Origin of the sequence: Paraliomyxa miuraensis (genome assembly GCF_026337845.1) — a bacterium.
Classification (GTDB): domain Bacteria; phylum Myxococcota_A; class Polyangia; order Nannocystales; family Nannocystaceae; genus Paraliomyxa; species Paraliomyxa miuraensis.
The window spans coordinates 23,585-44,019 of record NZ_JAOVZF010000161.1 but is presented as its reverse complement, the minus strand read 5'-3'; the positions used below and the strand labels follow the sequence as shown (position 1 = coordinate 44,019).

At 69.4% G+C, this 20,435-nt stretch carries 16 protein-coding genes; 7 read left to right on the top strand and 9 right to left on the bottom strand.

Translation table 11 applies throughout. The features are described 5' to 3' along the window. Positions 1-66: 66 nt before the first annotated feature. On the top strand, positions 67-1,314 hold the full coding sequence (locus OEB96_RS35665) for a trypsin-like serine protease (RefSeq protein WP_266221337.1): 1,248 nt from the start codon (positions 67-69) through the stop codon (positions 1,312-1,314). Here the strand turns inward: OEB96_RS35665 and OEB96_RS35660 are convergent. After that, the gene (locus OEB96_RS35660; protein WP_266221336.1) at positions 1,311-2,360 is read right to left on the bottom strand and encodes a protein kinase domain-containing protein; all 1,050 of its coding nucleotides are present in this window, start codon (positions 2,358-2,360) and stop codon (positions 1,311-1,313) included. The genes OEB96_RS35665 and OEB96_RS35660 overlap by 4 nt on opposite strands. A 682-nt stretch (positions 2,361-3,042) precedes the next feature. On the opposite strand from OEB96_RS35660, the gene OEB96_RS35655 reads away from it, so the two are divergent. Then, entirely contained in the window at positions 3,043-5,343 is a 2,301-nt protein-coding gene (locus OEB96_RS35655; protein WP_266221335.1) for a serine/threonine protein kinase, read from the top strand. Positions 5,344-5,347: 4 nt separating this feature from the next. Further along, on the top strand, positions 5,348-6,187 hold the full coding sequence (locus tag OEB96_RS35650) for a serine/threonine-protein kinase (protein ID WP_266221334.1): 840 nt from the start codon (positions 5,348-5,350) through the stop codon (positions 6,185-6,187). A gap of 34 nt (positions 6,188-6,221) precedes the next feature. Here the strand turns inward: OEB96_RS35650 and OEB96_RS35645 are convergent, their stop codons facing one another. After that, the gene (locus OEB96_RS35645; protein WP_266221333.1) at positions 6,222-6,935 is read right to left on the bottom strand and encodes a class I SAM-dependent methyltransferase; all 714 of its coding nucleotides are present in this window, start codon (positions 6,933-6,935) and stop codon (positions 6,222-6,224) included. A 91-nt stretch (positions 6,936-7,026) separates the two neighbouring features. Between OEB96_RS35645 and OEB96_RS35640 the strand changes: the two genes are divergently transcribed. Next, the gene (locus OEB96_RS35640; protein WP_266221332.1) at positions 7,027-7,935 is read left to right on the top strand and encodes a LysR family transcriptional regulator; all 909 of its coding nucleotides are present in this window, start codon (positions 7,027-7,029) and stop codon (positions 7,933-7,935) included. 10 nt (positions 7,936-7,945) lie between these two features. After that, positions 7,946-9,607, top strand: coding sequence for a serine/threonine-protein kinase (locus OEB96_RS35635; protein WP_266221331.1), 1,662 nt, complete (start codon positions 7,946-7,948; stop codon positions 9,605-9,607). On the opposite strand, the gene OEB96_RS35630 is transcribed toward OEB96_RS35635, so the two are convergent. From OEB96_RS35630 to OEB96_RS35620, 3 genes are all read right to left on the bottom strand, one after another. Next, entirely contained in the window at positions 9,513-10,298 is a 786-nt protein-coding gene (locus tag OEB96_RS35630) for a hypothetical protein (protein WP_266221330.1), read from the bottom strand. The two genes, OEB96_RS35635 and OEB96_RS35630, sit on opposite strands and share 95 nt — an antisense overlap. A 110-nt stretch (positions 10,299-10,408) precedes the next feature. Beyond that, the gene (locus OEB96_RS35625; RefSeq protein WP_266221329.1) at positions 10,409-10,948 is read right to left on the bottom strand and encodes a hypothetical protein; all 540 of its coding nucleotides are present in this window, start codon (positions 10,946-10,948) and stop codon (positions 10,409-10,411) included. A gap of 235 nt (positions 10,949-11,183) precedes the next feature. Next, positions 11,184-12,083: a class I SAM-dependent methyltransferase gene (locus tag OEB96_RS35620; protein ID WP_266221328.1), complete on the bottom strand. Its 900-nt coding sequence runs from the start codon at positions 12,081-12,083 to the stop codon at positions 11,184-11,186. Between the two features lie 59 nt (positions 12,084-12,142). On the opposite strand from OEB96_RS35620, the gene OEB96_RS35615 reads away from it, so the two are divergent. After that, entirely contained in the window at positions 12,143-13,321 is a 1,179-nt protein-coding gene (locus OEB96_RS35615) for a sugar MFS transporter (protein WP_266221327.1), read from the top strand. After that, positions 13,318-16,404, top strand: coding sequence for a GH92 family glycosyl hydrolase (locus tag OEB96_RS35610; RefSeq protein WP_266221326.1), 3,087 nt, complete (start codon positions 13,318-13,320; stop codon positions 16,402-16,404). The genes OEB96_RS35615 and OEB96_RS35610 overlap by 4 nt, the downstream gene beginning before the upstream one ends. 7 nt (positions 16,405-16,411) lie before the next feature. Here OEB96_RS35610 and OEB96_RS35605 read toward each other — a convergent pair whose 3' ends face one another. The 4 genes from OEB96_RS35605 to OEB96_RS35590 form a co-directional block, all read right to left on the bottom strand. Continuing rightward, entirely contained in the window at positions 16,412-17,314 is a 903-nt protein-coding gene (locus OEB96_RS35605; protein ID WP_266221325.1) for a hypothetical protein, read from the bottom strand. A gap of 59 nt (positions 17,315-17,373) precedes the next feature. After that, positions 17,374-19,059, bottom strand: coding sequence for a thrombospondin type 3 repeat-containing protein (locus tag OEB96_RS35600; protein ID WP_266221324.1), 1,686 nt, complete (start codon positions 19,057-19,059; stop codon positions 17,374-17,376). 81 nt (positions 19,060-19,140) lie between these two features. Beyond that, complete coding sequence (locus OEB96_RS35595; RefSeq protein WP_266221323.1) at positions 19,141-19,707, bottom strand: hypothetical protein; 567 nt, start codon at positions 19,705-19,707, stop codon at positions 19,141-19,143. Between the two features lie 218 nt (positions 19,708-19,925). After that, complete coding sequence (locus OEB96_RS35590; RefSeq protein WP_266221322.1) at positions 19,926-20,210, bottom strand: hypothetical protein; 285 nt, start codon at positions 20,208-20,210, stop codon at positions 19,926-19,928. Between the last annotated feature and the right edge of the window lie 225 nt (positions 20,211-20,435).

Genomic DNA, 20,435 nt, shown 5'->3' with positions numbered 1-20,435 from the left:
AGGGCGGACCCCAAAGTGAGCCCAACCGGTTTGACGCAGCGGCCCTCCTCTCGTACCGTGGACATCGTGCGTGCCGGGCTGGCGTTGGGATTGCTCTTGACGTCGGTGGTCGCGCCATCCCTCGCGATGGGGGCTCCTGGCGTCGCCGCGAGCGTCGAGCCCCAGTCGGTTGCGGGTGGCGAGGAGGTCGAGACGTGCGGCTGGGCCACCGCGGTGGCACTGCGGATCGATGGGTTCCCGTTCTGCACGGGCACCCTGGTGCACCCACAGGTGGTGCTGCTGGCAGCCCACTGCATCGATCCCGCCTTCGGCCCTGGCGATCCCACCTCCATCGGGTTCGGTGAGGACGGCTTCGAGCCCGTGGCCGACGTCGCCCCGGCCTTCTGTGGCATCCACCCCGAGTGGCACGACGGCAATCCGGACGGCTTCGACGTGGGCTACTGCGTGCTCTCGCAGGCGGTCGACCTCGACGTGGTTCCCCCGCTCATGGGCTGCGAGTGGGAGGCCATGGTGCCCGGCGCCGAGGTGTTCATCGTCGGGTTCGGCGCCGACGTGGCGATCCTCGGCCCCGACGGCTGGGAGGAGGTCAGCGGCAACGGCCCCAAGCGCTGGGCGCCGCAGGTGCTCGAGGCGGTGATCGACGACGCGGCCCGCCTGCTGGGCGACGATGCCGGCGGCTGCCCGGGCGACTCGGGCGGTCCGGCGGTGGTGGGCATGCCCGATGGCACGTGGCGCGTGATCGGGGCGGCCTCGCGGATCCACCCCGACACGCCACCCAACGACATCAACTGGTGCGGCTACGGCACGGTCTATTCCACGTTTGCCCACGTGATGCCGTGGCTCGAGCAGCAGACCGGTCTCGACCTCACGCCCTGCCACGACGCCAACGGCACCTGGAACCCCGATTCGCGCTGCGACGCGATGCCGATGGCCCCGTGGGATCCTTCCACGACCTCGGGCACCTGGCAGGACGGCTGCGTGAACCAGCTGCTCAGCGGACCGGGGGAGCTGTGCGGACCGCCCTTCGAGGGTCCACCTCCGGAGCCTCCGCCCGAACCACCGCCCCCGGAACCGCCGCCGGAGCCACCGCCGCCGCAGCCGCCCCCACCCCAGCCGCCGCCCCCCCAGCCGCTCGACACCGGAGACGACTGGTCCGGAGGCACCGCAGACGAGAGCGGCTCGGACGACGGCGCCGGGCTCGACGATGAACTGGTCGATCGCGGCTGTGCCTGCGCGGCTCGAGCGCCCGGTGAGTCGGATTTTGCCTGGGCGTTGCTGGTGCTCGCGATGCTCGTGCGCCGCCGGCGGGACTAGAGCCCCACGTACTGAAGCGCCGCCTGGATCTCGCGCCAGAACTCGAGCGGCGTCTGGGTGCGGTGCATGACCCGGGGCCGCAGGGCGTTGGCCAGCGCCGAGGCATAGGGCGTGTGCAGGCTCTGGGCGACCTGCTGGGGCACCCCCGAGACGATCTCCATCTCGGTGAAGCTCGGGACCTCGCGGCGCAGCACCGACAGCAACAGCAGCGCCGCGTGATAGACGTCGGTGGGGCGCCCCACGGTGCCGAACGTGGCGGGGACGAGGGCCTCGGGGGGCAGCATCCACGGGGCCATGATCGTGCCCACGATGCGGATGTCGGTCTCCACGCGGGTGATGCCGAGATCGCCGAGCTTGAACGACACCCGCGGGCCGTGCTCGGCATCCATCACGTCGCTGGTCAGGCTCACGAACACGTTGCCGGGATGCACGTCCTTGTGCACGTGGCCGTGGCGGTGGATGAACGACAGCGCCTGCAGGAGATCACGCGCGATGTGGGGCAGCCACGACTCGTCGATCCGCGGCAGCACGCGATCGAGGCTGTAGAGGCACTTCTCCACGATGATGTAGAACGCGTTGTCGTAGAAGAATGCATCGTAGATGTAGGTGATGTTGGGGTGCCGCATGCGGCTGAGGTTGTTGACCTCGCTCTCCCACTGGCGCCGGACCTCTTCGAACGACATGGCCGGCTTGAGCACCTTGGCCACCAGCGGGTTGGCCCACTCGTCGGTGCACTCGTACACGTCGCCATAGGAGCCACCGCCGATGTACTCGCCCATGAAGTACACGCCGTTGTCGGCGTTGCGGATCATGTCGCCGCGCACGGGGGCGCGGAACGGCACCACGCTGGGCAGGGTGCGCAGTTGATTGGGCTGCGTGCTCACCCGCGGCATGGGCGGTCCGGGGGGCGGCAAGCTCGGGGACGTGCCGGGGCGAGCGTTGGGGTCGACGATGGCGGCGCCCACGGTCGACTCGCTCGGCGAGCCGGGCATGGGCGGGGGCTCGGTGGGAGGCAGGGCCGGGTGCGGGCTGGTGATGGCGTCCATCACCCCGGATCGATGCTGCGGCCGATTGATCGGCATCTGCGGAACGAGCGGGTGCGGACCCGAGCCCGGTGCGAGCGGCGAATGATGAGTGCCGCCATCGGGGGCGCGAGGGAGCTCCTGCCCGGGGGGTCGAGGCGACAGGGCCGGGGAGGTTCGAGACCGGCCCCGGTGATGCCCCGGTACCCTTCCATCCGCCCCCGCCGAGGGCGCCTCCCGGGGCGGGAGCCGAGGAGCCGTCTTGCTGCGGGGGGGCCTGGCCACGGCGTGGCTACGCTACCACGCGATCCCCGATGAGCCCGCCGGGCCCCCACCCGAGGTGATCTCCGCAGGGGGCGGCGAATGGTTCTTCGCGACCCGGCGGGTCCGTGACATGCGCAACCACGCACCCGCCGCAGTCGAAATTCAGCTCGGATCCTGGGGATCACGGCTCAGAACTGTGATCGACGCGGTTCGGTCCGTCCCATCGGGCCCAGCGCCACCACCAAAACGACCGTTGACGTTGGCCGGCTCTCACCCTGCGATCACTCTGTTATAAGGCGCTAACGCGTCGGAGGAGCCCTTCACCAGCCTCCCGGTTCACGGTGTCCTTCCGTGCGGCGCGCCGCCCCCCCGAGATGAGCGTCGTGGTTCACGCCCAGCCGTGTCGCATCTCCATGTCGAGCCCGGCAAGGAGTAGGTGCTCTTGACCGGCGAGAGCGACCACCGGGACGAGATCCCGCGATCGTCACCGCCCTGGGGATCGGACATCACGCCGCTCACCGAGGTCTGTGGCGGTCAGTACGTGCTGCTGCACGAGATCGCGCACTCCGAGTCCTCGATCGTGTACCGGGCCAAGCCGACGGGGTCTCGTGACGCCATCGCGTTCAAGCTGCTGCGGCCCCAGCTCGCGGGGGACGAGACCGAGGTGAGTCGGTTTCGGCGCGAGGTGGAGCTGCTGCGGCGCATCGATCATCCGAACGTGGTGCGGTTGCTCGATCACGGCACGATCGAGGATGGACGCGAGTTCGTGGCGCTCGAGCTGCTGGTCGGGCGCACCCTGGCCAAGGCGCTCGCCGAGATCGATCGCATGTCGCCCGAGCGGGTGTGTCGGATCGCGCGCCAGATCGGGCGGGCGCTCCGCGCGATGCACATGGCCGGGGTGATCCATCGCGATCTGCGGCCCAACAACATCATGCTCATCGGACCGGAGGACGCGGAGCGGGTCAAGCTGGTCGAATTCACCGCAGTGGGTGACGTGGGGGCGCCGGTCCGCCGCGTCAAGGACCAGAGCGGGCGCGCCGTCGATGCGCAGGAGCGGCGCCGCTACCGTGCGCCCGAGCAGCTCCGCCAGCGCCCCCCACAGCCGTCGATGGACGTGTTCGCGCTGGGCGTGATCATGTACGAGATGCTCGCGGGCGAGCATCCGTTCGCGCCGCCCGAGCCGCCCGAGCCGCCGCGGGGCAAGGCCAGGCGGAGCACGCCCACCATCCGCACCAAGGCCTTCGATGCGCCCGAGGTCTTGCTGGGCCTGGTGTCCGATTGCATCGAGGGCAACCCGGCCGATCGCCCGTCGTCGATGGACGAGGTGCTCGAGCGGATCGACAAGGCGCTCCTGTGGATGGGCGTGGTGCCCCACGAGGTCGCCGGTGGCGAGACCACCGACGAAGATCGGCGCACTCAGCTGTGGGCCGTGGCCGAGGCCAGCGATCCACCCGCGAGTGGGGGGGCCAAGCGCCGCGGCCCGTCTCGCGGGCCTGCGGTGCCTGCGGCCAGCGCCCCGGATGACTTCGAGCTGGATCTGGTGGACGACGACGACGATCTCTCGATCGAGGAGCCCACGGAGGAGGAGCCCTCGCCGCCCTCGCCGTCGCGCGCGCGCAAGCCGTGGGAGCCGCTGGCCGGCGCCGACGCCGAGGACGCCGAGTCCCGATCGGGAGGAACCTGGTCGGGGATGGGAGTCCCGCCGCGGGCCCGCGAGGACACCAGCCGGGCCCGTGCGCAGGAGCAAGCCCGTCGGGCGCAGGAAGAGGCCGCCCGCCTGCGCGCGAAGCAAGAGGAGGAAGCCCAGCGCGTGCAGGAGGAGATCCGCAAGGCGCAGGCGCAGGCCCGCAAGGCGCAAGAGGAAGCGCGGCGAGCGCAAGAAGAGGCTCGCAAGGCGCAGGAAGAGGCCGCACGGATCCGGGCCCAGCAGGAAGAAGAGGCGCGGCGGGTGCAAGAAGAGGCCCGCAAGGCGCAGGAGGAGGCGCGGCGGGCGCAAGAGGAGGCGCGACGGGTCAAGGAGCAGGCTCGACGCGAGCGCGAGCGCGCGCGACGCGACGGGCCATCGACGGGGTCGGCGCCGCGGATCGATCTCGACGAGCTGCGCGATCGCGAGCGCGCGCGACGCGACGGGCCGTCGACGGGGTCGGTGCCGCGGATCGATCTCGACGAGCTGCGCGAGCGCGAGCGAGCGGGCCGCGATGCCTGGGGTCGCGACAACCGAGACACTCCCGACAGCGACAGCGGTTCGGCGCCGCGGATCGACCTCGAGGAGCTCGAGCGCGAGTCGGCGCCCACGGGGCCTCGCTTCGTGGTCGATACCGTGGCGTGGACCAAGCAGCAGCCCTCCGCCGAGCCCGCCAAGGGTCGCAAGCGCAAGGTCGGGGCCGACGGCCGGGACTCGCGGGCCTCGCAGTCGCGCACGGCGACGGGCTCATACGAGCGAGTGCCGCCGGGCGCACGGACGGCGACGGGCTCGCACGAGCGAGTGCCGCCGGGCGCACGAACGGCGACGGGCTCGCACGAGCGGGTGCCCCCGGGCGCACGGCCGGCGACGGGCTCGCACGAGCGGGTGCCCCCGGGCGCGCGTACGACCTCGGGGACCGCGGCCTCCCGTCATGGCGCGCGGGCTCGGCCCACCGCCGCCCATGCACCGGTCGATCCGCTGCCGCGCTGGAGCTTCTTGCTGGTGGTGGTGTTGCTCGCGGGGCTGGCCTACGCGGCGTTCCTGGTGTGGACGCAGTAGTCGGATGAACGTCGGCGACACCGTGCTCGATCGCTACACCCTCACCGACGTCATCGGCGAGGGAGGGATGGGCGTCGTGTACCGAGCCGTCGACCAGGACGGCGTCGAGGTGGCGATCAAGCGGCTGCATGCCGACATCGCCACCACGCCCGAGCTGATCGCACGCTTCGAACGCGAAGCGTCCGCGCACGCCTTGCTCTCGCACCCTCACATCGCGGCGCTGTGGGCGGTGGGGGCGTGCTCGACCGGCGAGCTGTGCTTCGTGCTGGAGCTGGTCGACGGCCCGCCCCTGGCCGACGTGCTCGAGCGCGGCCCGATGCCGGCGCACGAGGTGGTCGCGATCGCCACGCAGATCCTCAGCGCGCTGCATCATGCCCATCAGTTCGGGATGGTGCACCGCGATCTGAAGCCCGAGAACGTGCTGCTGACCCGGGACCAGCACGGACGATGGCTGGTCAAGCTCATCGACTTCGGGCTGGTCAAGCTCGTGCAGAACGTGCTGGGCCCAAAGGAGTGCACGCGCCTGACGACCCGGGGCATCGTGTTCGGCACGCCGAGGTACATGCCGCCGGAGCAGATCCTCGGCACCGAGGTCGATGGGCGGACCGATCTCTACGCCCTTGGCATCATGCTCTACGAGATGCTGACGGGGCGGGTGCCGTTCGACGGCGACGAGGTCGCCAAGGTGTGGAGGATGCACCTGTCCGCCCCGATCCCTTCGTTGGGGCAGTACGGCAATGCGGACCTCGATGCGGTAGTGTCCACGCTGCTCGCCAAGGCGCCCGACGAGCGCTTTGCCTCGGCGCTCGCGGCCCGGCGAGCGCTCGAGGCTGCGCTCGAGTGATCGGGCCGAAGCCGCCCGAGAGCTCGTGAGCCGCTCAGCCGTCCGCAGGACCGCGCTTGCGCGCCACGATGAAGGGGCGGACGTCCTTGCCCTTGGTGCCATGGCGCTCGACCGCGACGACGTCCATGCCGTGTCGCTCGAAGGCGGCGCGTAGATCGAGCTCCCGCAGGCACAGCACGGGCGGCGCCTTGCCGACCAGGCGCATCACCGGCAAGACCAGCACGGGGATCAGCGGGTTCATCTCGGAGAGGCAGGGCGTCTTGGAGATGAACAGCCCCCCGGGCACGAGGGCATGCAGGGCCGAGGACAGCGCCGCGTCGAGGTCCGCGACCAGGTGCAAGAGGTTGAAGGCCAGCACCACGTCGTAGCAGCCCTGACCGAACGCCGGGGCATCGGCGTCGGCGACCTCGAACTCGAGGTTGGGCTGCGGGGCGGCGGCGAGCTTCTCGCGGGCGATGGCGATCATCTCCGGGGACACGTCCGTGGCCACGAAGCGGCCGGCACTGGGCGCGAGGTGCAGGGCGGTGGTGCCCGTGCCGCAACCGAGCTCGAGCACCCGGTGCGTGGGGGCGAGCAGCGTCCGCGTGCGATCGAGGCTCACCTCGTAGCCCGCCATGTCCGCGATGGGGTCGGTGGCGTACTTGCGGGCGATCTTGTCCCAGAAGCGGGCCTTCTTCGCCGTGGGACCGTCGGTCGCCACGGCCATGGAGGAAGAAGGAGCGCTGGTGTGAAGGGTGCCGGTGGTCATGGTCGAGGCTGCTGGGGGGAGGCTCTGTAGCCTACCCATGCAGGATGCAAGGGGAAATGCGATAATTCGTAGCCTGCTCATGCATCTGCGTATGGATCGTCTCGACTGGAATCAGCTACGCGCCTTCCTCGAGACGGCCGAGGCGGGGTCGCTCTCGGCCGCCGCCCGCAAGCTGGGCCTGACCCAGCCGACCCTGAGCCGCCAGGTGGCGGCGGTCGAGCAGCGGCTGGGGGTCACCCTGTTCGAGCGCGTCGGCAAGGCCATGGTGCTCACCTCCACGGGTCTGGACCTGCTCGAGCACGCGCGCATCATGGGCAGTGCGGCCGAGGAGCTGGCCCTGGCCGCAACCGGGCGTTCGCAGGCGGTCGAGGGCTTGGTGTCGATCTCGGCGAGCGACGCCGTGGCGGCCTACCTCCTGCCGCGCGTCATCCACCACATTCGGCGGGCCGCGCCGCGCATCGTCGTTGAGGTGGTCTCGTCCAATGCCCTCAGCGATCTTCGCCGCCGCGAGGCCGACATCGCGATTCGCCACGTGAGCCCCTCGGAGCCCGATCTGATCGCGCGGCTGATCCGCGAGGCCACCGCCAGCTTCTACGCGTCCGAGGCCTGGGTGGCCGAGCACGGCCACCCCCACACCGCCGACGAGGCCATGGCGCACGACTTCATCGGCAGCGACCGGTCCGATCGCTTCCTCGAGTACCTCCGCGGCCACGGCCTCCCGCTGACGACGGACCACTTTCCGCTGTACTCGGAGAATTCCGTGACTGCCTGGGAGCTGGTGCGCCAGGGACTCGGCATCGGCGCGATGATGGACGACGTGGCTCGGCTGACGCCGGGGGTGGTGCGGGTGCTCGAGGCGCTGGCCCCCGTGCGGTTTCCGGTTTGGCTGGTCACCCACCGCGAGCTGCGAACCGCTCGGCGGATCCGCGTGGTCTTCGACCTGCTCGCCGAGCACCTGGCCACGCCTCGTGCCCAGAACCTTCCCGGGTCATCGGTGTGATGATCCGCGCATGCGGAAAACCAACCGGACGAACGACGAGGGGGATGGTGATGTCGACTCGGTACGGGGTGAGGCGCTCGCTCGGGAGTTCGAGCTGCGGTTCCAGCGATCCGCCGGCGAGCTGACACTGGGCCGCTACGTGGTGCTCGGTACGCTCGGTGCGGGTGGCATGGGCGTGGTGCTGCGCGCCTACGACCGGCAGCTCGACCGGCAGGTGGCCCTCAAGGTGCTGCAGCGTGGGCTCGACGAGCACCACACCATCCGGCTCAGACGAGAGGCACAGGCGTTGGCCAGGCTCTCGCACCCGAATGTGGTGCAGGTGTACGAGGTCGGCGAGCTCGACGGGCACACCTTCGTGGCGATGGAGCTGGTCGAGGGCAAGACCGCGCGAGCATGGGCCGAGCAGCGCCCTCGCCCCGACTGGCGCGCGTGCTTGCGGCTCTACGTGCAGCTGGGCGCAGGGCTGGCCGCCGCGCACGAGCAGGGGTTGGTCCACCGCGACTTCAAGCCGGGCAACGCGATCGTCGACGACAAGGGGAGGGCACGGGTGCTCGACTTCGGCTTGGCGCGGCAGGACGAGCAGGAGCACGAGCTCGAGGACACGGTGACCAACGAGCTCGAGCCCGACCACGGCAGGCGGCAGGCGGTCCTGACGTCGAGCGAGTCGATCACCCGGACCGGCTCGGTGCTGGGCACGCCGGCGTACATGCCCCACGAGCAGATGGTGGGGCGGCCGGCAGACGCACGCAGCGACCAGTTCAGCTTCTGCGCGTCGCTCTACGAAATACAGCCCTGCGGATCCCAACCACGCGTCATCACGCGGCTTTTGGACGAAACACTTGGGATCCCGCGGGGTTGCTCGTTGGTTGACGGTCGACGCCAGTCGACACTAATCGACACCGTTCGGGCCAAATTTTGCTCGGCTGGACGCGCGCAACCGACCCTCGCGACTCGGCCCCCCGAGGCGTCGCATCGCAATGCAACGCCCACCCGACGCAATGGGCGAGCCAGGGGCGCCGCTGGGGGTCCGGTAGGGATCGAGCCCTGCTCCCTCGCTCCACGGTTGGGTGAACCCGTGTGCGCCCCTGGGGGCCTGCTCCCCCGGTGGAGCGCTCACGCACTTGGGGGCGCTGTCGATTCTCGCCGCGCTGGCTCCGGCTATGACGGGACGCGCCGCGTCGAGCGCCGCAGGCCCGATGTGTTGGACAAGCGCAATGAAACCGAGTCGTCCATTGGCCCAAGTATCGGGGATGGTTTGTGCCTCGACGCTTCTAGTCTGGCATTTGGCTTACAACCACTCTTGCCTGAACATCCTTATCACACATATGGGTCCCACATATGGGTCCCACATATGGGTCCCACATATGGGTCCCACATATGGGTCACACGTTCAACAACAAAAAACCCAGGAAAAATGTCTTCTCCGTTTTTCGTTGCGCCGTTCGAGTTGATCTCTTCGCCAATGCATGGGACGCGGGACAGCTCAATCAAAATTGGGACTCGCTCGTCCTCAGTCTGGTGCGAGGTTCGGATTACTCGGATGGTGACCATGAGTGAATCCTACCACGGCAAGGCTTCTAGACAAGCGGCGGCGTCAGTGGGATACCGAGATCAATCTGGCACACGTACCGACGAAGAAGGTCAAGAACAAGGTCAGCCGACGCCGGGGTAAACTGCGGAGATTGGCAGACAATGACGAAATCGGGAGGAGTAGCAATGGCGAAACTGTCTCTTGCCACTACGTGCCAAGGAGTTGCTTGCAGCACTGGCTTAGTCTCAAAAAATTCCCACGCCCGCGCATGCCCGACGGGAATTTTATAGAGGATTTCTTCCCTTGTGAGCGGCCGGAAGGTTAGAGCTGAGGAGGTCTCGGGCGTGGGACCGATGTAGTATTGAAAAAGGTCTGACTCTGGCGGCGGGAAATGACGTGGCACGAACTCGATCGCTTCTATGAAGCCTCCGGCAGCGGCAAACGCCAGCCAATTCCCCAGATTCATCCGGTTGTGCTCGTTCTCGGGATCAGGACGCGGATGCGGCCGTTGGAGCCAGTCTGAGAGCAAGTACACATATCCCGTATCGCCCGACCCTAGGTCAGCGTGAGCATCGACATGCATCAGTCGGACGGGTCCGTGCTGTTGTGCGAGGGCCTTGATAACGTCAAATGCCTGGTCGTGGTGGCGAATGAATACGCCGGGAACAGGTTTGCGCGCATCAAGAGCACATCGCTCCTCGAAGAAGGCCGCAACATCCCCCTCGCTGTCGACGTCGTATTCGGCCTCAGCAAGACGGTCGACTGAATCCATCAACATATCCGTGGCGATGGGTTCAACGAAAAAGTCGGCATCGATGGAAAGGACAAGCATGGACGACTCCCAGGGCGCCAGGCAATTTCATGCAAGCAGTGCACAGAGTTGGTCGAGTGCGGTTGGCGATTCGTTGCAAGCTTTGCCCATGAGATTGCGTGCCTCACTCTTCAGCAATCGACGTCGACAAATTGGCAACCGCAATCGCAGCCATCCCCGCCGCCGTTCCACTCAGCGGGACACATATTCTCTTCCTCGGTTCCGATCCAACAGTAATCGCAGTTCGCCTCGCAAGATGCCGTGTCCGTCCCAAACGCATCCCGTGGAGGGCAATCGGGAAGTTCGAGCACGCAATTCGAGTAGTTCATACAGTTAGCCAGGTCGAGGCAGTCCCCCAGAAGATTTTCCCAGTCCGTTTTCTGGGAAGTGAGCAGGCCATCCGTACACATCGTCTGGAGGTCAACGCAGTCCTGCACGCTGATGCCCATTGCCATCAGGTTGCACTCGTCGGCGCGCTCGCACAGTAGTTGCTCCGCCGGTACGTTGCTCCCAGTCGAATCCTCGGCCGAGGCCGAGGACGAATCCGCCGTGCTCGTTGCCGATGCGTTTGTCTCGGAGGAAGGTCCGTCGTCGGTGGTCTCGGTCTGAACGCAAGAGAACAACGAGAACAACACCAAGACCAGGATTCCCGAAATGTAGCCGTGCTGCATGGTCTTACCTCAATGGAGCCGGACACAGCCCCCGGGGAATGGTACAACAGAGACGATCGGCGCGTCGGTTCCCGCGGCTGCACCGGGCAACACCCCCGTCTGCTAGCCCGGTTGGGCCAAAGCCGCGTGGGTGACGCACCGCACGAGGACGCGGTCGGGGCCGGGCACGACGCGGTCGGTGAGCTGGGTCGGATCGAGCAGTGGCTCGCGAAGCATCCGTGACGTGAGAACCAGCTCAGTCCCGATCGGCGATGAACACCCGCTCGACCGTGGCCAGCGGTAGATCATCGAGCCCAGCGGGCACCAGGTAGCGCAGCCGCAGATCCACGCGGCCCGGAGCGTCGCGCATCGAGAACCCCGCATCGTGCAGCAAGGCGCCCAGCGCCTCGGGGGTGGGGGACCAGCGCAAGGGCTCGCCCATCGCCTCGAGCGACGCACGGCTCAACCATCCCAGGCGCCCGAGCTGGGGGCGCCCGCGCTCGTCGGGCACCACGTACGTGCCCAGCATGCGGCTGCCCGAGCCCAGCGCCTCGCCCAGGCCGCGCATGAAGTCGGCCACCTCGTGCTCGCCCAGGTACATCAGCACGCCCTCGGCCACCGCCACCCCGCGAGCGCTGCGATCCCACTCGAGCTGGTCGAGCACGTCCGGGAGCGAGGTGAGCCCCAGGTCGGCCGGGTACAGGCGCAGGTTGGGCGGAGGATCGAGCTGGTCGAGCGCATGACGCTTGAGCGACTGCGTCGCCGGGTGGTCGATCTCCACGAAGCGCACCCCTGGATGAGCCCGGGCCAGGCGCAGCGCCAGCGTGTCGAAGCCGGCACCCACGATCAGCACCTGCGAGGCGCCGGCCTCGAGCCCGGCCCGGGTCTCGTCGTGGAGCACCCGCTTGCGGAGCGCCACATGGGTGGTCTGGCCCGGCAAGAGCTTGCGCTCGGTCCACGCGAGCATCGAGCGGAATTGCTGCGACCGGTACACGCGCAGGTGCCAGTCCTGCAAGAGCCCCGCTGCGCGCAGCAGCGCCTCGGTGGCCTCCGCCGCTCCCATGGGCAGCAGCGCGGCGCGGCGCGGGTCGTCGGCCACGTAGAGCACGAGGCGGCTGATCTTGACGGCGGTGCGGCTGGCCTGGTGGGCGCGCATGGGCGGTGCCGCCAGGGTAGCAGTAGGATTCGTCGCCGTCCGCTATCCTCCGCCTCCGCGTGTCCTCGGACCCTCACGACGATCACCGCTCGGCGCTGGCACTGCTTGCCCTGCTGTTCTTCATGTGGGGCTTCGTCACCGTGCTCGGCGACATCCTCGTTCCGCACCTCAAGGGCCTGTTCTCGCTCGACGCCGCCACGGCGATGCTGGTGCAGATGTCGTTCTTCGGGGCCTACTTCGTGGTGGGCATGCCCGCGGGGTGGCTGGTGGCGCGGGTGGGGTATCGCGGAGGGATCGTGGTGGGCCTGCTGGTCGCCGCCACGGGCGCGCTGTGCTTTGCGCTCAGCTCGTGGCTGACGTCGTACGCCGCGTTCCTGCTGGCGCTGTTCGTGCTGGCCGGGGGCATCACCGTGCTGCAGGTGGCGGCCAATCCCTACGTCACCCTGCTCGGCCCGCCGCGTACGGCGGCCAGCCGCCTGAACCTCACCCAGGGGATCAACTCGCTCGGCACCACGCTGGCGCCGGTGGTGGGCTCGTGGCTCATCCTCGAGGGGCAGGGGGCCCAGGGCGTGCGGGTGCCCTACCTGGGCATCGCCGCCGTGCTGGTGGTGCTGGCGTTGGTGTTCGCTCGCGTGCCGCTGCCGAACCCACCCACCGAGGTGCGCGTGGCCGTGAACGGCAGCGTGTGGCGGCACCGTCGGCTGCGCCTGGGCGCGCTGGCGATCTTCCTCTACGTGGGGGCCGAGGTGGGGATCGGCAGCATGCTGGTGCTGTTCTTCGGCCTGCCCGAGGTGGCCGGGATGGCGCCGGCCGACGGGGGCTACCTGGTGTCGTTCTACTGGGGATCGGCCATGGTCGGGCGCTTCGTGGGCGCGGCCTTGCAGCGCCGCTTCTCACCGCGCGCGGTGCTGGCCACGGGCAGCGCGCTGGCGATCGTCCTGGTGCTGCTCACGGTGGGCCTGATGGGGACGATCGCGGTGCCCACGTTGCTGGGCGTCGGGCTGTTCAACTCGATCATGTTCCCCACCATCTTCTCGCTGGCGGTGCAGGGCCTCGGCGACGAGACCAGCCGCGGCTCGGGGGTGCTGGTGATGGCCATCGTCGGCGGGGCGCTGATCCCCGTGGGCATGGGCGCCCTGGCCGATGCCTTCGGCTATCGCGTGGCCTTGCTCGCCACCGTGGTGGCCTACGCATACATCGGGTGGTTTGCCCGCTCGGGAGGCGAGGAGGACGCATGATCACCATGATCACCATGATCACCATGATCACCAGGATCACCAGGATCACCAGGATCACCAGGATCACGCGCTCGGTGGGTCTCGGGCCGTCGCGCGCGGCCGTGATGCTCGTGCGGATCGCCGTGGGACCGTTGGTGCTGGCCGGCTGCCGCGTCGAGGCCGAGCTCGACGGACCGCCGAAGGCACCGGTGGTGGTCGAGCCGGCGTTCGACCCCACCCCCGAGGTCGATCCGTTCATCGGCACCGCAGCCCACGGGCACACGTTCCCGGGAGCCACGCGGCCGTTCGGCATGGTGCAGCTCGGCCCCGATACGCGCCTGACGGGCTGGGACGGCTGCTCGGGCTACCACTACGACGACTCGATCGTCCACGGCTTCAGCCACACCCACCTGTCCGGCACGGGCATCGCCGACTACGCCGACGTGCTGCTGATGCCCACCGAGGGTGGGCGGCGACCCGCCGTCGATCCCGAGCACCCGTTCGCCGCGCATTTCGAACACGCCGACGAGGACGCCAAGCCCGGGTTCTACCGCGTCCGGCTGCACGAGCCCGCGGTGGAGGTCTCGCTCACGGCGACGCCCCGCGTGGGCATCCACCGCTATGCGTTCTCGGGCACGGGGGCGCCGGGGCTGGTGCTCGACCTGCGGCATCGCGACGAGGTGATCGAATCGTGGGTCGAGCAGGTCTCGCCCACCGAGCTGGTGGGGCTTCGGCGCTCGCGCTCGTGGGCGCGCGACCAGTGGGTGTACTTTGCGATGGAGCTGTCGCGACCGCTGCAGAGCATCGCCGCGCTCGCGCCCGGGGGAAGCGGGCCGCGCTGGGAGGGTCCCGACGTGCGGCTGCGGCTCTTGCCCGCGCCCGACGACGACGCGCTGCTGGTCAAGCTGGCGATCTCGAGCGTGGACGTGGAAGGAGCCCGCGCCAACCTTCGGGCCGAGGCGCCGCACTGGGACTTCGATGCCTACGTTGCCGACGCTCACGCGCAGTGGCGCGACGCACTGGCCGCGGTGGAGGTGGAGGGCGGCACTGCGGCGCAGCGGCGCACGTTCTACACCGCGCTCTATCACTCGATGCTCGCGCCCAACCTGTTCGAGGACGTCGATGGCCGCTACCGCGGCATGGATCAGGAGATCCACGACTCACCGGATCTGACCGTCTACACCGTGTTCTCGCTGTGGGACACCTTTCGGGCCACGCACCCGCTGCTCACCATCCTCGAGCCGGAACGCTCGACCGACTTCGTGCGCACCCTGCTCGACCAGGCCCGCACGGGCGGGCGGCTGGTCATGTGGGAGCTGGCGGCCAACTACACCGGCACCATGATCGGCTACCACGCGGTGCCCGTGATCGTGGATGCCTGGGCCAAGGGGCTGCGGGGCTTCGACCCGGAGGAGGCGCTGCGGGCCGCGATCGCCTCGGCCGACGCCGAGCACCTGGGGCTGCCGGGCTACCGCGCGCAGGGCTACGTGCCGGCCGAGCAGGAGCACGAGTCGGTGTCCAAGACGCTCGAGTACGCCTACGACGACTGGTGCATCGCCATGCTCGCGGACGACCTCGGTCACGACGACGTGCGCGATCGGTTCCTGCAGCGCGCGCAGTCGTGGGGCAACCTGTTCGACCCCGGCAGCGGGGTGTTTCGTGCCCGCGACAACGGCGGCTGGGTGCCCGACTTCGATCCGCGCGACGTCAACCTGCACTACACCGAGGCCAACGCCTGGCAGTATGGGTTCTTCGTGCCGCACGACGTGGGGGGCCTGGTGCAGCGGCACGGGGGACCGGCGGGGCTCGAGCGGAGGCTCGATCAGCTCTTCACCGAAGAGAGCGCGCTGGTGGGTCGGCATCAGGTCGACATCACCGGGCTCATCGGTCAATACGCGCAGGGCAACGAGCCCAGCCACCATGCGGCCTACCTCTATCCCTACGTGGGGCAGGCGCCCAAGACCCAGGCGCGGGTGCGCCAGATCGTCGACACGCTCTACTCCGATGCGCCCGATGGGCTGTCGGGCAACGACGACTGCGGGCAGATGTCGTCATGGTACGTGCTGTCCGCGCTGGGGTTCTATCCGCTGGCGCCCGGGCGCGACGACTACGTGATCGGCACGCCGCTGTTCGATCGGGTCACGGTGTATGTTCCGGGCGGCAACGACTTCGTGATCGAGGCGCCCGGGGTCTCGTCCGAGGCGATGTTCGTGCAGTCGGCCACGCTGAACGGCAAGCCCCATGCGCAGGCGCGGCTGCGTCACGACGACATCGTGCGCGGCGGGCATCTCCGGCTCGAGATGGGTACCGAGCCCAACCCGGGGTGGGGGGCGATCGAGCCCGATCCGCCGCTGTCGGCCGGGCCGGCGCGCGCCTTGCCGGCGCCGCTGGTCGAGGCGGCCAGCCAGAGCTTCGTGGACGAGCTGCCGGTGACGCTGCGCATCGAGGCGGGACAGGAGCGCGACGGCCAGGAGATCCGCCATGCGCGAGACGACGAGCCGCTGGGGCCGAGCAGCCCGCGCTACGAGCCCGGCACGCCGATCGTGCTGCGACAGAGCGCCACGCTGCGCGCGGCGGTGTTCGAGGGGCAGCGCCAGGGTCCGGTGGTGACGGCCAGCTTCTATCGCCGGCGCGACGGGATGGAGGCCACCCTCGCCGTGCCGCCCCATCGCGCCTACCAGGCCGGTGGCGCGGCGGGGCTGCTCGACGGTCGCCGCGGAACCGAGCACTGGCGCACCGGCGGCTGGCTCGGGTGGCAGGGCGTCGACGTGGAGGCCACCATCGCGCTCGACGAGCCCATGACCGTGCGCACGGTGACGGTGGGGTTCTTGCAGGATGCGCGCGCGTGGATCTGGATGCCGCGCCACCTCGAGGTCGAGGTCTCCAGCGATGGCAAGCGCTGGCGACCGTTCGGACGGGCGACCCACGACGTGCCCGTCACCGAGATGGAGCGGGTGATCGTCAGCTCGCTCCGCGTCACCGGCCAGGCCAGGCGCGTCCGCTTCGTCCGCCTGCGCGCACCGACCCTGGGCACGATCCCCGACTGGCACCCGGGCGCAGGCGCCCCGACGTTCGTGTTCAGCGACGAGGTCGTGGTGGAGTGAGCGGCTCTCAGGGCCCCGACCAGGGGGGTGGCGTCGGCTTCATGATCCACGGGTCCGTGTGGGAATCGACGACGTCGTAGAAGGTCTCGCGGGGTCCCACCAGGGTGTAGGGATAGCGCTTCTCCAGGCGGGCCAGCGCTCGCATCGCGACGAGATCGGCCCTCCATGCCGCCTCCAATCGCGTGTGCGGAGCGAGGAGCTTGCGGGCCTCGGCGAGGGCCGCGGCACACTTGGCGTTGTCCTCCGGGCGGTCGTAGCCCTGATAGGCGTCCTCCGCTGCCTTCGCATGGGCATCGATCGCCTCGATGAGCCCGGCCTCGAGCCCCTGCTCGGCCATCTGCTCCGACAGCTCCCCCAGCTCTTCGTACAGGGCACCGGGGTACGTGGTCAGTGCCACCCGGAAACCGGTGGGGGCGGTCGAGTGCAGCGCGAACGCCTCGAGCAGCTCCAGCCCCGACTCACAAGGGCGGTGGGCCTCGATGAGAGGGAACAGGGACTCTGCACCGTAAAGCCCATGGGAGACCAGGCACCATAGATCGTTGCCTTCCGGGTCCGGGGGGGCGCCACAGTCGGTCTCGGTGTAGGGGCTGCTCTCGAGGTAGATCGTGGGATCGTCGATCGACTCGATCCGTGCGGTGCGCCGCCGGTAGTTGTAGGTGTATTGCTCCTCCACCTTCTCATGGGTGCGGAATCGGAGCGAGGCGCCGCCGATGACCCACGTGAATCCCTCGGCGCTTCGTTCGAAGCGGGAGGGGTTGCAGGCGCCGTCACTTTGGGTCGAGGAGGTGGTGGGCATGTCGGGGGTGGGGGAGGGCGGTGCTCGTTCGGGCGATGGCGCCATGCTGGTGGGGGCCGCACAGGCGCACGGTGTGCCGATCGAGAGCAGTACTTGCAGAAGGGTGGTGCGCATGGAGGCTGCCGATGCGCGACGACCCTACCATGGAGGCGGTGGGGCTCGAAGGGCGCCACTCACCACGTGGCGCCCGAGCACGCGCTGGCGACCGCGCCCGCGCCCGCGCATGGCCCGACCACGGTGTCCACACAGATCCCCAGGTCGTCGAGGCCAGGGGGTGCCGTGCCGGGCGCGAACCACGGGATGCAGTGGACGTCGGGCACGCCTCCGCAGTCGTCGAGGATCGTGGTGCAGACCTTCGTGCAGCACGAGTCCCCCGGACCGCAGTCGTAGCCGCTGACGGGGGCCGGATCGACGGGCAGCACCCCCGACGGCACGCACGGCCCCGCGGCACAGGTGAACAGGCAGTCCTCGAGGTAGCCCGACGACCCGAAGTAGATGCCGTTGCACACGAAGCCGGGGCCGAAGCCGCCGCCGAAGATGCCGCACTTGGTGTTCTGGATCGCCAGGTCGTTCTCCATGCACCACAGCGCCGGCTCGCGGGGATCGCAGCACGCCGGTCCGGCGACCCCCGCGGTCATCGAGCACGGATCGCACACGTTGCCGACCCCGTCGCCATCGGAGTCGATCTGCGCGACGTTGCGCAGTGTGGGGCAGTTGTCGCAGGGGTCGCGAATCCCGTCGTTGTCGGGGTCGGGGAGGGCCGGGTCGCTGCAATCCTCGCAGGCATCGCCCTCACCATCGCCGTCGCCGTCCTCCTGCAAGGGATTGGGCACGCCCACGCAGTTGTCGAGCGCGTTGGCCACGTCGTCGTGGTCGCGGTCGAGCACCTCGTCGAGCGGCGGGGCCACCCAGGCAAAGCCCACGTCGAGCGCGTGGGCCTCGAGGTTGGCCAGCACCGTGGCGGCCTCGACCGCCGACTCACCCGCGCGCAGGTCGGGGAGCCGGGCGGGATCGATGAGACCGTCGTCGGCCAGGTCGGCCGCCAGCGTGTTGAGCAGCAGCTGCAGCTGTGCCGGCGAGCCGTTGGTGGCGGCGATGAGGGTGGCCGAGACCGCCAGCAGGTAGGCGTCGTCGAGCGTGCCCGCGCCGAAGATCCCCATGGCATCGAAGGCGCCGGCCGGAATGACGTTGGCCCCGATCTCGAGCGCCTGCACGCACTCGTCGGCCGCTTGCAGGAGCGCCAGCTCGGGATCGGTGCCCGTCTCGATCAGCACCAGCGCCCGTGCATCGCGCAGGTGCGTGAGCACGTTGACCCGGCTCGGGCCGCCGCCCACCGGAACGACCGCCGTGCCCCGCAGGCTCAGCGGCGCGGTCGACAGCTCGCCCGCGACCTCGTCGAAGTAGAACCCTTCGCTCATCAGGCCCACGAGACCCACCGGCAGCTCGAGCGAGAAGCTCCCCAGATCGTCGTCGATCATGCCGAAGAAGACCGCGCCGGTGGGCATGCCATCGGGCGCGAGCGGGCTTGCCACCACGGTCGAGCCGAGGATCAGCGGCCCCTTCTCGGCGCGCCCGTCGAGCACCGCCGTGCCGGGCTCGCCCGTGCTCGAGTCGTTGGTGGTGTCGCTCGAGCCCTCGGTGGTGGCCGAGGCGTCGGTGGAGCCGCTCGACCCGTCGGCCGTGCTCGAGCCCGCGGTGGCGCTGGTCGAGGTTCCCGTGTCCGAGCCCGGCTTGCCCTCGGTGTCGGTGTTCGTGCCCTCCGAGGTGCTCGATGCCGTCGGGTCCGCGATCTCGGGGGTCGCTGGACACGCGGCCGTCATCACGCCCAGCACCGCGAGCAGGCCCATCGAGGGGGCCATTCGCCTTGGTTCGTTGTCTCGACCTTCGTCGCCCATGCGTCCCACCACGCGCCAGCCCGGTGCGAGTTTCTCCTCGCGGGGCTAGATCTCGAGCCCCATCGGCCGGCGCTTGAACGTCCACATGCAGTAGCCGTGGCCGAGCGCACGGCACTTCTCCTCGAGCTCGAACTCGTCCTCGCCCGACAGCTCCGCGGCGCGCTCCATCCACCCCGTGATCGCGGAGCAGTGCGCCCGATGGGGGGTGGGGATGCGGCGCAGCTCGAACACGTAGAGGTCGTTGCTGCGCTCGTGGACGACGATCTCCCCGGTGTCGAACTGCGTGCGCCAGGCCGTGGCCGCGCGATCGACCAGGTGTCCGATGTTGCCGAACTTGAGCAGCAAGCGGTGGATCGTGGTCAGGGTGATGCCGCAGGAGTGCCGCCCCATCTCGCGGCACAGCGCCATGTCACCCTCGCCCAGCATGCGGTCGGCGGTCGAGGAGATGTCGATGAGCAGATCGAATGGATACCAGCGGGTCTCGAGGAAGCCGGCCTCGGCCGCCTCGCGGGTGGCCGGCTGCAGCTCGTGCAGCACCCTCTGCCATGCGTCGTCACCCTTGGAGCGGACGAACAGCGTGCGCGAGCGCAGCACGGTGCCGTTGACCTGCACGGACGGGATGATCGCACACCCACGGCCGAAGCTCACCCTTCTGCGCTTCGGGATCCATCGAGGCGCCGTTGGCAAGGCTCGCCGAGCCATGACCCATACTGGCCCATGAACCTGGGTGATCACGGGGCATCGGGCACTCGCTGATGTGCTCGTCCGCCAGCGCCGGCCAGGCACGCCCAAGGGCCTTGGGCGTGCGCTGGCCGTCGCTCAGCCGTTGCTCAGCCGCGGTGGCGCGAGTTGAACCTCCGATCGGCTCGGTTGGGCACGCCGCGCCCGTGCTCGTGCCCGCGCCCTCGCGCCGGCCGTCGAGGTCGTCCGATGCCCGGGGCGTCGTTGCGGATGCTTCGGGCCGAGGCGAGCCCCGTCAACGGCAGGGACTCGATGATCGCCGCCGTTGGCGGAGGCCCCTCGTGAGGGACCAGCGCGGCATCGAGCTGATCGTTGCTCAGCGGGTTCGACTCGGGGGTGATGGAGCTGGTGAGGGTGGTCTTGGAATTCGGCATGACGTCGTCCTTTCGGTCTCGAGGCAGCCCACGCCGAGGCACGTGCTCGCGGCGGGACGAGACGCATGCGTCCCGTCCCGTCTCGTGCACGGCCTTGGCCATGGGACGAATTGGGTTCGTCGTCACCGCCGAGCCGAAGCCCTGGCGCGTCCGAAGGTGCTTGCCCTCGATGTCGAGTCGCCTCGTCGAGGTGGACGAGGGCGATCACGCACGTGACCGGTCACC

What these genes read in the sequence shown, in the direction of transcription:
- OEB96_RS35660 (WP_266221336.1), bottom strand. Translation starts at nt 2,360, where the DNA reads ATGGACGCCATCACCAGCCCGCACCCGGCCCTGCCTCCCACCGAGCCC.
- OEB96_RS35650 (WP_266221334.1), top strand. Translation starts at nt 5,348, where the DNA reads ATGAACGTCGGCGACACCGTGCTCGATCGCTACACCCTCACCGACGTC.
- OEB96_RS35645 (WP_266221333.1), bottom strand. Translation starts at nt 6,935, where the DNA reads ATGACCACCGGCACCCTTCACACCAGCGCTCCTTCTTCCTCCATGGCC.
- OEB96_RS35640 (WP_266221332.1), top strand. Translation starts at nt 7,027, where the DNA reads ATGGATCGTCTCGACTGGAATCAGCTACGCGCCTTCCTCGAGACGGCC.
- OEB96_RS35635 (WP_266221331.1), top strand. Translation starts at nt 7,946, where the DNA reads ATGCGGAAAACCAACCGGACGAACGACGAGGGGGATGGTGATGTCGAC.
- OEB96_RS35630 (WP_266221330.1), bottom strand. Translation starts at nt 10,298, where the DNA reads ATGCTTGTCCTTTCCATCGATGCCGACTTTTTCGTTGAACCCATCGCC.
- OEB96_RS35625 (WP_266221329.1), bottom strand. Translation starts at nt 10,948, where the DNA reads ATGCAGCACGGCTACATTTCGGGAATCCTGGTCTTGGTGTTGTTCTCG.
- OEB96_RS35620 (WP_266221328.1), bottom strand. Translation starts at nt 12,083, where the DNA reads ATGCGCGCCCACCAGGCCAGCCGCACCGCCGTCAAGATCAGCCGCCTC.
- OEB96_RS35610 (WP_266221326.1), top strand. Translation starts at nt 13,318, where the DNA reads ATGATCACCATGATCACCATGATCACCATGATCACCAGGATCACCAGG.
- OEB96_RS35605 (WP_266221325.1), bottom strand. Translation starts at nt 17,314, where the DNA reads ATGCGCACCACCCTTCTGCAAGTACTGCTCTCGATCGGCACACCGTGC.
- OEB96_RS35600 (WP_266221324.1), bottom strand. Translation starts at nt 19,059, where the DNA reads ATGGCCCCCTCGATGGGCCTGCTCGCGGTGCTGGGCGTGATGACGGCC.
- OEB96_RS35590 (WP_266221322.1), bottom strand. Translation starts at nt 20,210, where the DNA reads ATGCCGAATTCCAAGACCACCCTCACCAGCTCCATCACCCCCGAGTCG.